This window comes from Roseobacter sp. SK209-2-6 (genome assembly GCF_000169455.1).
Classification (GTDB): domain Bacteria; phylum Pseudomonadota; class Alphaproteobacteria; order Rhodobacterales; family Rhodobacteraceae; genus Pseudophaeobacter.
In genome coordinates this window covers 466,124-479,771 of record NZ_AAYC01000002.1, presented here as the reverse complement: position 1 = coordinate 479,771, position 13,648 = coordinate 466,124, and the positions used below count along the sequence as shown (strand labels likewise).

10 protein-coding genes and 2 pseudogenes are annotated in these 13,648 nt (G+C 54.2%); 6 read left to right on the top strand and 6 right to left on the bottom strand.

The genetic code is table 11. The features are described 5' to 3' along the window. Nucleotides 1-170 precede the first annotated feature (170 nt). The 4 genes and pseudogenes from RSK20926_RS05420 to RSK20926_RS05405 form a co-directional block, all read right to left on the bottom strand. Nucleotides 171-1,598, bottom strand: coding sequence for a mannose-1-phosphate guanylyltransferase/mannose-6-phosphate isomerase (locus RSK20926_RS05420; protein ID WP_037253823.1), 1,428 nt, complete (start codon nt 1,596-1,598; stop codon nt 171-173). Nucleotides 1,599-1,700: 102 nt separating this feature from the next. Further along, nucleotides 1,701-3,203, bottom strand: coding sequence for a glycosyltransferase (locus tag RSK20926_RS05415; protein WP_232281848.1), 1,503 nt, complete (start codon nt 3,201-3,203; stop codon nt 1,701-1,703). Nucleotides 3,204-3,282: 79 nt separating this feature from the next. Beyond that, entirely contained in the window at nt 3,283-4,707 is a 1,425-nt protein-coding gene (locus tag RSK20926_RS05410) for an HlyD family efflux transporter periplasmic adaptor subunit (RefSeq protein ID WP_008204944.1), read from the bottom strand. 200 nt (nt 4,708-4,907) lie between these two features. Continuing rightward, nucleotides 4,908-5,216: pseudogene (locus RSK20926_RS05405) on the bottom strand (integrase core domain-containing protein); the annotation flags it as partial. Between RSK20926_RS05405 and RSK20926_RS05400 the strand changes: the two are divergent. Then, a complete protein-coding gene (locus tag RSK20926_RS05400) occupies nt 5,134-5,886 on the top strand; it encodes an AraC family transcriptional regulator (protein ID WP_083805737.1) in 753 nt (250 codons plus the stop codon). The pseudogene RSK20926_RS05405 and the gene RSK20926_RS05400 overlap by 83 nt on opposite strands. A 161-nt stretch (nt 5,887-6,047) precedes the next feature. Then, nucleotides 6,048-7,174, top strand: a protein-coding gene (locus RSK20926_RS05390) for an IS3-like element ISRosp5 family transposase (RefSeq protein ID WP_085979697.1) whose coding sequence is annotated in 2 segments (ribosomal slippage) — nt 6,048-6,312 and nt 6,312-7,174 — 1,128 coding nt in all. Because the reading frame shifts where the segments join, the coding sequence is not laid out codon by codon here. On the opposite strand, the gene RSK20926_RS05385 is transcribed toward RSK20926_RS05390, so the two are convergent. Next, nucleotides 7,171-7,551 (bottom strand): hypothetical protein, encoded by a 381-nt coding sequence (locus RSK20926_RS05385; protein WP_008204940.1) that lies wholly within the window; start codon nt 7,549-7,551, stop codon nt 7,171-7,173. The genes RSK20926_RS05390 and RSK20926_RS05385 overlap by 4 nt on opposite strands. A 285-nt stretch (nt 7,552-7,836) precedes the next feature. Here RSK20926_RS05385 and RSK20926_RS22385 point away from each other — a divergent pair. Next, nucleotides 7,837-7,953 (top strand): annotated as a pseudogene (locus RSK20926_RS22385) (integrase core domain-containing protein); the annotation flags it as partial. A 131-nt stretch (nt 7,954-8,084) separates the two neighbouring features. Here RSK20926_RS22385 and RSK20926_RS05380 read toward each other — a convergent pair. Next, nucleotides 8,085-8,828, bottom strand: coding sequence for a GntR family transcriptional regulator (locus tag RSK20926_RS05380; RefSeq protein ID WP_008204939.1), 744 nt, complete (start codon nt 8,826-8,828; stop codon nt 8,085-8,087). Between the two features lie 165 nt (nt 8,829-8,993). On the opposite strand from RSK20926_RS05380, the gene RSK20926_RS05375 reads away from it, so the two are divergent. The 3 genes from RSK20926_RS05375 to RSK20926_RS05365 are packed head-to-tail and all read left to right on the top strand — an operon-like array spanning nt 8,994 to nt 13,438. Continuing rightward, complete coding sequence (locus RSK20926_RS05375; RefSeq protein ID WP_008204938.1) at nt 8,994-9,779, top strand: maleate cis-trans isomerase family protein; 786 nt, start codon at nt 8,994-8,996, stop codon at nt 9,777-9,779. A gap of 1 nt (nt 9,780) precedes the next feature. After that, the gene (locus tag RSK20926_RS05370) at nt 9,781-10,959 is read left to right on the top strand and encodes a M24 family metallopeptidase (protein WP_008204936.1); all 1,179 of its coding nucleotides are present in this window, start codon (nt 9,781-9,783) and stop codon (nt 10,957-10,959) included. A 19-nt stretch (nt 10,960-10,978) separates the two neighbouring features. Further along, nucleotides 10,979-13,438 (top strand): GcvT family protein, encoded by a 2,460-nt coding sequence (locus RSK20926_RS05365; protein ID WP_008204935.1) that lies wholly within the window; start codon nt 10,979-10,981, stop codon nt 13,436-13,438. The last annotated feature ends 210 nt before the right edge of the window (nt 13,439-13,648 follow it).

The following is a 13,648-nucleotide window of genomic DNA, read 5'->3' as shown; positions in this document are numbered from 1 at the left end:
TAAATTACTGAAATATTTAATAAATTGAGCACTTGGTTAGGGGAGTATGCCGATTGAGGAATGGACCTATACCGAAGTGCACCCCTTCTCGCATTCGAGTAGAAAGAAAAAGACCTGCAAGATCTCTCATGCAGGCCGTTCCAGCGGATAAACTCAGTAGGAAGCTATCGCTATGCGACTTCCTCACCGCGGTTGTACACGTCTTCGTATCGAGTAATGTCGTCTTCACCGAGATAACTGCCAGATTGGACCTCAATGAGGTGCAGAGGCAGTTTCCCGGGGTTTTCTAACCGATGGACCGCCCCAAGAGGAATATAGGTCGACTCGTTTTCTGTCATCATCTTTACCTGATCTTTCACAGTCACTTTGGCTGACCCCGCAACGACAACCCAATGTTCGGCCCGATGCACATGGCTCTGAAGTGACAACTGCCCACCGGGTTTGACCATGATGCGCTTGACTTGAAACCGATGCCCTAGAGACAGCGTCTCATAATAGCCCCAGGGACGGTGACAACGTCGGAACTCTTCCGCTTGCTTGGCCTTTTGGGCTTTAAGGACTTCAACGGTTCGGCCAATCTGGTCGCTATGCGCCATGTCAGTGACGAGGACACCATCGTCCGTTGCCACTGCGATAATGTCCTTGAGGCCCAGCCCAACCAGCGCGGTGTCAGGATTGTCCGACTTCAAAAAGCTGTTGGAACACTCGATCGCCGTCGCATTTCCCGCTAGAGTGTTGCCAGAGATATCCGTTTCTCCCAGCTCCTTGACTGCTTTCCAGCTGCCGAGATCAGACCAGCCGCAGTCCAAGTGTATCGCAGTGCATTTTCCAATGCGTTCCATGACTGCACAGTCAAAGGAAACATTTTCACATTGGGAAAAAGCGTCTCCATGCAAACGCAAGAAGTTGAGATCTTCGCGACCCAGGGCCAAGGCAGCTTTGCAAGGGTTTAACAGATGCGGCGAATGGGTAGTAAATGCATTCAGAATGGTGCTGACACGCGCTACAAAGATCCCAGAGTTCCAGAAGAAGTTTCCGCTCTCGATCATCTTCATGGCCTTATTTTCATGTGGCTTTTCCACAAATTCGGTCACTGTCAAGGCCGATCCCTGGTGTACAGGCACGTTCGACGTTTTTAGATAGCCAAATCCGGTTGCCGGGTGATCCGGGGTCACTCCAAAAACGACAATTGCACCTTTCTCAGCCTCAACCCTGGCGTTGTACAATGCAGAGGCAAAGGCTGCATGATCAGCTATCAAATGGTCGCTTGGTGTGATCACCATGACCACGTCGGGCGTATCTTGCATCGACAATGCGGCCGTCAAAACCGCAGGGGCAGTGTTGCGCGCGTGAGGTTCGACAACAAGTGTACTGTCTTCAACACCTGTTGCGGTGATCTGTTCTTGCGAGATGAATCGGTAGTCTTCGCCTGTTACCACCATAGGGGCAGCGAATTCCGGACCTGACAACCGTTGTAGGGTCTGTTGAAATAGGCTCTTCTCACCTGCCAAAGAGGCAAATTGTTTTGGAAAACTCTTGCGGGATACCGGCCAAAGACGCGTTCCACTTCCACCGGCAAGAATGACTGGATAAAGCACAATGATCTCCTCTAATTTGATTTAAAATCAGCATGCATCATATGTGTTTTTGTTTCTTGATGTCCTAAGAACAGGGCGCTGTGTCGAAAGGATATAGAGAGATCAAAAGAAGGGGATCTCGATCAATTCGACATAAGCCAAAAGGATCACCAAAAAGATTCCAATGGCGGTAACCATTTGAAATTTTGCAAATAAATTTTTTGCAGTCTCTAGAGCCCCATCACCGCCACCGGCACTTTGATTGCCGCGGTTCGACCATTTTTGTTTGGAGAGATGGAAGATCATGAAAATCTTCACCGAAGCATTGATCACCTGATTTAGATACAAAATGAAGGGCCAGCTCATGTCAGCCTTCCGACTGTATCCAAACAGAAATAGGCACAAGACAATCCGGGAGAACAATACCCAAATGATACAGTTCCAGAAATAGCCCGGCGCAATGAGTGAACCCAAAACGGCCATCACCGGGCTGACTATCATAGTCCACATGGCAATGCGTTGATCCACAAGGCACCACCAGATGAAAAAGGGCATTCCGCGCGGCCCCAATGAGATGGCGCGGGCTCCGTTACGCAGCATATTCCCTGACCAACGGCGGAAGTTCTGCACCATGCGGCCAAATCCGTTCTCCTTGATCACCTCGATGGTATAGACGGTTGCATCGGGAACATAGGTCATCTTGGCCCCCAGGCTCAGCAGGCGATACCAACTGGATTTGTCATCCCCCGACAAAAACCGAAACCGCCCCCAGAGCCAGTGATGCAAATGATCTGCCTCGATTGTACGGATAAAGCTCTCGTCCAGGATGTGTTTGGTTCGGAAAACACTCATCCGGCCTGTCAGGGTCAGCACCCGGTTGGATAAGGCATGGCTTTGCATTGCAAGCCGCCGCTGAGCAAACCGCATATCCAACCAATTGGCGATCCATTTGGGACCGTAACAGATGACTTCTTCATCGGTTGTAAGGGCTTGCAACTCGGGGTCGGCACCAAACATTGGCAGCGTTTTACGCAAAACGTCACCACCAAACAGGGCATCCCCATCCATGAAGATCACCAAATCGTCGGGATGGTGATAGGCGCGGCACATTGCCCGAAGGATCAAACCAATGGCCATGCGTTTTCCAGGTTGATTTTGCCGGATAAAAACCAGACTGGCCAGATCGTCCGGGATATCCTGAGCGTAGGTTTCAACAAACTGCCGTATGATGATTTCATCGTAGGCACTGCCAGTACCGATATAGAGCGTGGTTGGGATCTGTTCGCGGCGGATCTGGCCAAGAATAGACCCAATCACCCGTTTGGTGATTGAAGGTTCCTCAAAATAAGTGGTCATCTGGATGTGGAGGTGACGGGGGCGCCAGCCACTGTTCCAAAGGGCATCAGCGTCTTTGCGCATTCCTGGCCATTTGGTCCGCGCAAAAATCTGTGCACGTAAAGCATGAGTGAACCACCAGCCGAACCGCCACAAACCTAACATGCCCAGAGCAACAGTCACATGCATCACTGAGGGGTTGAAAAAGCGATTGGGTACATTTGCGAGAAGCCACAACAAACCCATAAAGATCAACAGGAATAGTGTGAACTGCGGCAATGTCCATTTCATGAAAAAGGAAGGAGCCGGACCACTCAACTTTTTCAAGCGTAGCGACAGATCTTTGTCAAAAGCATATTCACTTTCTGGCTCATACATCGGTTTGCATCCACGAGGCGAACCAGGCTTTTAAGCGGGAATATACCTGCCGTTCTGCCTCTAGATTCACCGGGGCACCAATGCGCAGGCTAGCTCGGAGTTCCGCAAGTTCTAACCCAGATGGTTGAATTGTGACGATGATGCCGAATTCTCCTGGTCGTTCTGGGTGATCCCCTGCCATCACGTCTACAACCGTCCCTTTCACACGTTTCGACTCCCCGGCTTCATTGAAGCCAATGGTTGCAGGCATTCCGATGTAGATCGTTTCAGCAAAGCGCTCGGATACCCAGCCCATGGTCAAACGTGCCTCTTGGCGCTCCATTTTCACGGCTAGGTCGCCTGAGCTAAGAAACTGACCTTTCTGGACTAGAACCTCACGAATGGTGCCCTGCTGTTGTGCAATGATCTGAGTTGACCTGACCAAGGCTAGACGGCCCTCTAATTCTGCTTGACGTTTGCTTACTTCCAAACGTGCGATGTCAATATGAGAAGCAACGAGTTTATGCGTGAGTTTTAGCGGATCAAAAGCTTCAGCGGCCACCGGATCACGATCCCGAAGGTTAATCCAGCGGCGTCGAATATCATCAAAATCTCTAGAGTCGGAAAAGTCTTGGAAAATACGAGCAACGCCCGCTAGCTTCACTAGTAGTGCTGGCTCCGTTTCCAGCTCAAACAACTGTGATTTGGCTCCAAGAAAAACCTCCAAAGTTGCCTCTGCGGCTCGTAGCTCAGCCTCGGCCTTTTTTAGTTCAGATGCATAGATAGGATCAATCACTTGGACAAGCGTAGTACCTGCCTGAACCGTTTCACCTATGTTCGCTCGCACACTCTCTACATACCCATTTCGAGGCACAGGAAGTTCCGTAATAGGCGCAAGGACACGTCCGTGCTGAATATCGATCCGGTCGAGATTGGTCAAAATATTGTTGCCAATCACCCCAATGATAAAAGCTGCCAAGACCAAATAGGTGACAATGTTCAATGCGACGCGGAAGACACGAAACTTCCCAATCAATTTGGTCGTGGTAGCCTCGGATGTAGTCTCTTCCATGGGTACCAGGTCAACCGGCGTATCTAGGCTGGTGATTACGTCGGAACTGGAAGCCATTTTTCCGGAAAGCAGTGCTCGATAGAAGAGAGCCAGAGTTTCTCGCTGACGTCCGCTGAGACCCTTCAAAAGAACTTCATTGGTCTCATGTGCCCGCTCCAACCGGACCGGAAACCTGACATCAACACCCTGAAACGGAACACTCAACGTCCCAGTTTGAGGGCATTTCGGCCCTTCTTCGGGCCAAATCAAAACCGATAGGGACCATTGCGCGATCGTCACCATTTCTCCTGTGGGCGTCTCAAGGTGCAGCACCGCATTCACTTTGCGGTCGGTGTCCGAGATTGCTGGTTGATGCGAAATGCGCACGACGGTCCTCACAAGAGTAGGTTGTGTCAAACGCTAACATGCGGGTATGGACTAGATCGGATCCATAATGGATAGTTAGCTAGTGCATTGGATGAAATTGAATAAAATGCTCAATAACCCTATACTTAAGTAGTATGGGTTGGAACGGTAGCATTGAGTGGCGCAGTGATCAGCCCCACTTGAATGGTCCGATTTGAATGTTAGTGCATGATTGGCCTGGGTTCCATCGGAACGATGACCTCTGGGGCTGGCGGGCGATAATCCAATGCACTATGTGGTCGTTTTGTGTTGTAGTGTTTCCTCCATTGCTCGATCAGGATCTGCGCCTCTCGTAGCGAGTAGAAGATCTCGCCGTTCAGCAGTTCATCCTGAAGCCTTGCGTTGAAGCTTTCGCAGTATCCATTTTCCTTGGGTGATCCTGGCTCGATGTCGGCGGTCTTGGCGCCTACGGCTTCAATCCAGTCTCGCACAGCTTGCGCAATGAACTCTGAGCCGTTGTCCGACCGGATGGCCTTTCGTGACGATCAAAGCATCACGCAGATCGCGATGGATGCCGGATACGAAGCACCTGACGCCTTCGCCCGCGCCTTTCGACAACGGTTCGGGCAGTCGCCATCGTCCTTCCGGGGTGCTCCTGATTGGGAGCAGTGGCTTGCGGCCTTCGGGCCTCTCACCAACGCGAGGAGTAAGCTCATGCAACAGACATTCAAGGCAGACGACGTAACAATCCGAGAGACGGAAACTATTCCAGTGGCAATCATAGAGCACCGCGGTCCACCGGCCGGGATTGGGGCGACCATCCAGCGGTTTATCCTCTGGCGAAAGGCGAAGGGTCTTTCGCCGTTAAACAGCGAAACATTCAACGTCTTCCATTCTGATCCCCAAAGCACCGATCCCCGGGAATATCGATTGGACATCTGTGTGGCGACAGATCGCGGTATTGATGAAGACGAGCAAGGTGTGGTTTCAGGGGTCATTCCGGGCGGACGCTGTGCCGTATTGAGGGTTGTAGGCAATAGCGACGATCTTGAAACGGCCTCCCTCTATCTCTACCGCGACTGGCTTCCTGAAAGCGGGGAGGAGACGAGAGATTTCCCGCTTTATTGCCAACGCATCGCCTTCTTTCCCGAAGTGTCGGAACAGGAGGCTGTGGCAGGCTTGTTTTTGCCGCTTAAGTAATCTCGACAAATGCCCCGTGCCCCATTGCGCTGCAAAAGTGGACAACGGGCTTAAACCCAATAGGAGGCTTTGGGTCGTCGTTCAGCATTCGACAATGTGGGCTCTTGATCCTCCCCCACTGAAGTGATCCGCCCGTATAGTTAGGAAACGGAGGATCAGATATGGGAATCAAGCGACACAAGCCCGAAGAGATTGTCACGAAGTTACGGCAGGTTGAGGTGCTTTGCGGCCAAGGGATGCCGCGCGTAGACGCCATTCGACAGGTGCAGATTACAGAACAAACCTTCTATCGCTGGCGCAAGCAATATGGCGGTATGGGAACCGACCAACTGAAGGAACTAAAGCGACTTCAGAAGGAGAATGACCGGCTGCGTTGGGCAGTTTCTGATCTGACATTGGACAAGCTCATTCTGTCGGAAGCTGCACGGGGAAACTTCTGAGCCCCTCGCGCCGCCGTAACTGCATTGATCATGTGCGACGCCAGTTCCACGTCTCAGAGCGTCGCGCCTGCCGTGTTCTGGGACAGCACCGTTCCACACAGAGGCGGGTGCCTGTTGGACGTGCTGACGAAGACCGGTTGGTGTCTGACATGATCGAACTGACACGCCAATATGGTCGATACGGTTACCGTCGGATAGCGGCTCTTCTGAGAGACGCCGGCTGGCAAATCAACGACAAACGTGTTGAGCGCCTATGGCGGCGTGAGGGGCTGAAAGTTCCAATGAAACAACCGAAGAAAGGACGGCTCTGGCTGAACGACGGGTCGTGTGTTCGACTCCGGCCCGAATATCGTGACCATGTCTGGTCCTATGACTTCGTGCACCATCGAACGGATGACGGGAAAGCGTTCCGGACACTGAACATTCTGGATGAACACAGCCGGGAATGCCTGGCGATCCGGGTGAAGAGGCGCTTGAACTCGGCAGAAGTTATTGACGCGCTGACAGATCTTTTCATCCTGCGTGGCGTTCCTGCTTTCATCAGATCAGATAATGGCCCAGAGTTCATTGCTCAGGCCGTTCGAGATTGGATCGCAGCGGTCGGTGCCCAAACGGCCTACATTGAACCAGGATCACCTTGGGAGAACGGATACTGTGAAAGCTTCAACGCGCGCTTCAGAGACGAGCTGCTGAATGGAGAGGTATTTTACAGCCTGCGTGAAGCCCAGATCCTGATTGAACAATGGAGAAATCACTACAACACAAAACGGCCGCATAGTGCTCTGGGCTATCGCCCACCGGCTCCGGAAGCCATCGTTCCGGTGGAAACCAGGCCGATCATGCACTAACACTCACACTGGACCACTTCGATGGGGCTGATCACTGCTATTTGGTTTCCTTCGACCGAGGCGGCTACGGCCTTCTGTGTTGCCGAAAGTGTAAATATCAGAATGCCTGCACTGATTGTTCCCACGACAATTGTGACCCAGGCCGCCCAGGCCATAGATTTCGAGGAATGCGCGATACCCTCTTGAACCCTAAGCTCTTGCATGCCGATGTTACCAACTCCCGAACTGGCGGAAATTGAACCCAGATTTGAGCAAGGCAGAAGTGGGCAGTAATCCACACCGACGACAAAAACAAAGAACAGAACAGCCGCCCCAATCCCGGCGAGCAGTCCCAACGCAAAATAGCCTCTTAGAAACTCATTCAATTTGAAATCCACCTTGCCAATGCGTCGAGATATTACCGCACCATACGCTTGTTCTGTAAGTAGGAGAATGTCCGCGTGACACAGAGCTAACAGGTTTCTTCACTCATCTATTGATAGACAAATAGGAAGGTGCTGTGGGGAAGTCCCCGGCCTCCTAAGCCGGGAATTCCTTTTTCAGTTCTGCATACGCGCTTGCTGCAGCCATTGGGACCACCCCGTTACCGGCTGCAGCGGATCTGTCCATCCCGCAGGCCATCCCATCATCCAATCCGTAAATGCAGGGTTTAAGTTCAGGGGATGATCGGAGAATGGAGGAAACACTACAACACCAAACGGCCACACAGTGCATTGGGCTATCGCCCGCCAGCGCCAGAGGCAATCATCCCGATGAAAAGCAGGCCAATCATCCACTAACAATCAACTTGGACCAGTCAGATGAGGCTGCTCAATAACCGCATCCTGCACAAAAGACTTTATTGGTTTTCGGGCTGCAACCCGAGTCTTGTAGAGGCGAAGCGTTCGCGAGGGAGAAGAAACATTGCGTGTCATCGATTACGAACAACGGCATGGGCTGTGAACTCCGCCAACTCTCCTCGCCAGAGTTGTCGGCCAAAACAGAACGGCTGACCTCTGTGGTCCAGAATAACCTGCTCCAACTCAATGCCGGCATGATAGGTTGGCAAGTTCAGAAGTTTGGATTCTGCCTCGTTCAATGCACGCATTCGAATGGAGATGTCGCCGGAATGCGCGGGCATGTTGTATTCCTGCTCCATGAGCCGCGTTGTGGATTGTTCCAGGCTGTGGCTGAACATGTCCGGAAACAGATCTGCAATTGCAAATTCTTCCTCAATAAAGGCCGGATGCCCCTTGAGGCTGAACAGCCGGGTGTAGGTATAAAGCTCTCTGCCTTCTTCGATCGATAACTTGGCGGCAATTTGTGGCGTGGCCTCTATCATTCCTTGCGAAACGAGTTTGATCGACAGCCCCAGAGCTCCCTCTTCGGCGTGTTCCGAAAAACTGACTGTCTTGCTGATGTCGTAGGTCAGTCTCTGCGGTGAAACAAAACGCCCACGCCGGTCAGAACTATAGGCCAGACCTTCCATCTCAAGCGCCAGAAGAGCCCTGCGCGCGGTCATTCTGCTGATGTTGAACTGTTCGCCAAGGGCGCGTTCCGATGGCAGGGCCGCGTGTTCCTGCAGTTTGCCAAATTGAATTTGCGCACGCAGGAATTCGATAACCTTTTGAAAGGCAGGCCCTTTAGCTCTTTGGTTGTTGCTGTCTTCGTTCATTCAACTTCACTTTCACAAGATTTCTCTTGGTATATACCAATATAGTGGTATATACCAACCTCTCAAGGAACTCTCTTCTGACTGCATGGGTTGCCCATGAAATTCAAGATGTGAGGTACAGGGAGGAAATAGAACCGTGAACTGCCAGACTTCCGGGCGCATGCTATGAGCGCCGCGCCCGACATTCAAAATCTGAACGCAGCGCAGGACGCAGGGCTGGGCGCGCGCGCCCGGATCGGGTTGATCGTGCTGCAATCGGATCAGACGATTGAGCATGAGGTCGCGAGCCTTCTGCGTCAGGATGGGGTCGCCCTCTATCACGCGCGGATCCCCAACGAGATGGAAGTGACCTGCGATACGCTGCGGCAAATGGAGGCGGATTTGCCCGTCGCCGCAGGGCTGCTCCCGACATCCTTTGAGTTTGATGCCATCGGCTATTGCTGCACCTCTGGCGCCACCATGATTAGCGAGGGCAGGGTGGATCAAATCCTGCGAAGTGCCCATCCTCAGGCAAAAACCAGCAATCCCATAACGGCATGCAAGGCCGCGTTGCGGGCTCTGGGCCTGAAACGCATCGCATTGATCACCCCCTATGCACCTGATGTCACAGTAGAAATGCGTGGTAACCTGGCGGAAGCGGGGTTCGAGGTGAATGCTATTGGCACGTTTAATCAGTCCGATGATTTCAAGGTCGCCCGGATCTCCTCTGGCAGTATCCTGACCGCGATCAAAGAGGTCGGTGCACGGACCGATTGCGAGTGTGTCTTTGTCTCCTGCACCAGTCTGCGGGTGCTGTCGGTCCTTGCCGAGGCAGAGGCACAACTGGGCAAACCGGTTCTGTCGAGCAATCAGGTCACCGCCTGGCACCTGGCCCGGCTGGCCGGGATACGCGAAAGCGTTACAGGCGCAGGCGTTCTTTTTCACACTCAATTGAGATCCCGAGACCAATAAGATGACGGACCTGCATCCCGCCGCCGCACGCGGTTTTAGCACTGCCGAATTTGAAATGCGCACGGAGGCGGCGCAACGGATCATGGCGCGCCTTGACCTTGACGCCATGCTGCTGACGACAGAACCGGAAGTGCGCTATTTCACCGGCTTTGATACCATATTTTGGCTGAGCCCAACGCGGCCCTGGTTTGTGGTGATCCCCGCCAGTGGTGCGCCAATTGCGGTGATTCCTGAAATTGGTGGCCCTAGCATGGCTCTGACCTGGATCTCCGACATTCGCACTTGGCTGGCGCCGCAGCCCGAGGATGACGGCATTTCTCTGCTCAGCGAGACCCTGCGCGAAGTCATGCCAAAGGGCGGTACTCTGGGCCTGCCGATGGGTCATGAAACCCATGTTCGTATGCCTGCGGCGGATCTGCAGAGGCTGCAAGCCGGGCTCAACGGGATCACGCTAACGGATGCAACCGAGGTGGTGCGCAGCCAGCGCATGGTGAAATCCGAGGCGGAGATCGCCAAGATCGCCCGGATGTGCAGCATTGCCTCTGCCGCTTTTGAGGACCTGCCAAAGCACATCAAGGCGGGCGATACCGAACGCCAGGCCTTTGCCAAGTTCAAGATCGACCTGCTGCAAAAAGGCGCCGATGATGTGCCCTATCTGGTAGGCAGTTCGGGCCCCGGCGGATTTGAGGATGTGATCAATCGCCCTTCGGATCGAGTGATCGCCGAAGGTGATATGCTGCTTTTGGATACGGGCGCGCTTTATGATGGTTACAGCTGCGATTTTGATCGCAACTTTGCCTTTGGCCATGCCTCGGATGCTGCCAAATCAGCCTATGACCTGGCCTGGTGTGCGACAGAAGCAGGTCTGAAAGCCGCCCGCCCAGGAATCACCACCACCGATCTTTGGGGCGTCATGGCGCAGATGCTGGAAGAGGGAGGCTGCAGTGGCCATCAGATCGGCCGCATGGGCCATGGCCTTGGCATGCAGGTGACCGAATGGCCCTCTTTGATGCCCGGGGATGAGACCCTGATCGAGGCTGGCATGGTGTTGACGCTGGAGCCGGGACTGGCCTTTGGCGACGGTAAAATGATGCTGCACGAAGAGAATATCGTCATCCGTGAGGATGGCGCCGAACTGCTGACGCGCCGGGCAGCGCGCGAATTCCCCATCATCACCTAATTCGACAGGCCAAGAGACTATGAGCAAGCATCTTCCACCACAGGCAACGGTCGTCATCATCGGGGGCGGTATCCATGGCTGTTCCGTGGCCTATCATCTGGCCAAACAGGGGTTGACCGATGTGGTCCTGCTGGAGCGCAAACAGCTGACCTCGGGCACCACCTGGCATGCTGCGGGGCTGGTCGGGCAGCTTCAGGGCAGCCACGCCACCACCGCCTTTGCCAAATATGGTATCGAACTGCTGGAAGAGATCGAAGCCGAGACTGGCCAGAATCCCGGCTATCGCCGCTCGGGCTCCATTTCTGTTGCTACCAATCACGAGCGTATGGCCGAGCTGAAGCGTAAGGCGGATTTTGCCGCGTTGTTTGGCATTGAGGCGCAATATCTTGAAACCCCCGAAATCCAGGAACGCTGGCCGCTGATGAACCCCGAAGGCGTGCTGGGCGGCATCTATATGCCCAGCGATGGCTCTGCGAACCCGGTGGACCTGACCACCGCCCTGGCCAAGGGGGCGCGGATGCGTGGCGCCAAGATCTTTGAATATACCAAGGTCGAAGAGGTGCTGACCGAAGGCGGCATGGCCGTGGGCGTGCGCACCGATCGGGGCACCATCCGGGCCGACTATGTGGTCAATTGCGGTGGCATGTGGGCGCGGGATCTGGGCCGTCAGAACGGTGTCGGGGTGCCGCTGCACGCCTGCGAGCATTACTATCTGGTCACTGAGGCTATCGACAATCTGCCCAGCGATCTGCCGGTTCTGCGCTCTTACTGCGATGGCACTTATTGGAAGGAAGACGCCGGCAAGCTGCTCTTTGGCTTTGCCCATTTTCAGGCCAAGCCCTGGGGCATAAAAGGCATTTCGGAAAGCTTTGAATACGACAGCCTGCCCTTTGTCGAAGAGGACGTGATGGAGGTGCTGGAACTGGCGATGAACCGGGTGCCGCTGCTGCAGGAAACCGGAATCCGCACCTTCTTTAATGGGCCCGAAAGCTATTCTTACGATGGCCGTTTCATCTTGGGGCAGGCGCCTGACATTTCGAATTACTTTGTGCTGGGCGGGGTGAATTCCACCGGTATTCAGTCCGGATCTGGCGCGGGCAGGGCACTGGCGCAGTGGATTATTGACGGGCACCCGCCTATTGATCTGAGCGAGATGGACCCAAAGCGCTGCGAGGAATTCCAGGCGCGCGACCCCTATCTGCAGGAACGCTGCCCCGAGACTCTGGTGCTGACCTATGCGATGCATTGGCCCAACCGGCAGCGGGAAACCGCGCGCAATCTGCGCCGCACGCCGTTCTATCACCCGATGAAAGCACTAGGGGCCTGCTATGCCGAGGCGCAGGGCTGGGAACGCCCCGGTTGGTTCGCGCCCAACGGGGTCGAGCCCAAGTATGAATACAGTTTTGGCCGCCAGAATTGGTTCCCCCATGTGCTGGAAGAGCAGAAGGCGGCGCGCGAAGGCGTGGCGCTGATCGACTACACCATGCTGGGCAAGCTGATGGTCGAAGGCAAAGACGCCGAGAGCTTCCTGCAGCGGGCCTGCACCAACAATATGGCCATGGCAAATGGGCGGGTTGTCTACACGCTGATGCTGAATGAACGCGGCGGTATCGAAAGCGATGTCACCGTGGCGCGCCACGGCGATGAGAGCTTCATGGTGATGAGCTCGATCTCTCACACCCGCCGCGACTATCTGCATCTGCGGGATCTGATCCAGCTCGGCGAAGATCTGCGCCTGCGGGATGCGACCTCTGCCTATGGCGTGCTGGGCATCATGGGCCCCAAAAGCCGTGATTTGTTGCAGCGCGTCAGCGGAATTGATGCCTCAAACGCGGCCTTCCCCTTCAATAGCCTGCAGCATTTCCACATTGGCCACGCGCCGGTCTTTGCTCAGCGTCTGTCCTATTCCGGCGAAATGGGCTGGGAGATCTTTATCACCCCCGATTTTGCCGAACATGTCTTTGAGTTGTTGATGCAGGCGGGCGCGCAGGATGGCTTGTGTCTGATCGGCGGCGAGGCTTTGAATGCCCTGCGACTGGAAAAGGGCTTTGTGCACTGGGGCCACGAGATGGCCTATACCGAAGCGCCGCATCAGCTGGGGATGGAGTTTGTCTGCAAGACAAAGAAAGAGATCCCCTTTATTGGCCGCGACGCCTATCTGGCGCGCAGGGCGGAAAACAAGGGCCCCTTCCTCTGTTCCATCAAGCTTCAGGATCCAGAGCCGCTCTTGCATCACAACGAGCCAGTTCTGCGGGATGGCAAAATCGCGGGCTACGTCACAGCCGGCGCCTGGGGACAGAGCCTCGGTTCGGCGGTTGGGCTCTGCCTGTTGCAGCTTCCGCAAGGCCAAACAGAGAAGGATAGGGTGGCGAAGGGCGCCTTTACCGTGCTGGTCGAAGGCAAGAGCATACCGGCCGATGTCAGCCTCGCTCCGTTCTATGACCCGCAGAGCAAACGCATGCTGACGGGCCAGGACTGAAGGTATGAGTTCTCGGACAACTAGAGGAAATCCAATAACCACAAGTTATCAAATGGCCACATGAAAGGTCATTTTGAAATGCGAATTTGTAGCAATACTCTGGTTCGAAATTTTGTGAAGAAAGGCAGATTGACCAATAAAATCTGCCTGATTGAAGGAATATCAGCGCGCAAGCTTACGAATGGTTTGGGCGTTGCTAGGAGGAAGATC

Coding starts and splice junctions, on each gene's coding strand:
- RSK20926_RS05415 (WP_232281848.1), bottom strand. CDS start 3,203: ATGAAATGGACATTGCCGCAGTTCACACTATTCCTGTTGATCTTTATG.
- RSK20926_RS05400 (WP_083805737.1), top strand. CDS start 5,134: ATGTCGGCGGTCTTGGCGCCTACGGCTTCAATCCAGTCTCGCACAGCT.
- RSK20926_RS05380 (WP_008204939.1), bottom strand. CDS start 8,828: ATGAACGAAGACAGCAACAACCAAAGAGCTAAAGGGCCTGCCTTTCAA.
- RSK20926_RS05375 (WP_008204938.1), top strand. CDS start 8,994: ATGAGCGCCGCGCCCGACATTCAAAATCTGAACGCAGCGCAGGACGCA.
- RSK20926_RS05370 (WP_008204936.1), top strand. CDS start 9,781: ATGACGGACCTGCATCCCGCCGCCGCACGCGGTTTTAGCACTGCCGAA.
- RSK20926_RS05365 (WP_008204935.1), top strand. CDS start 10,979: ATGAGCAAGCATCTTCCACCACAGGCAACGGTCGTCATCATCGGGGGC.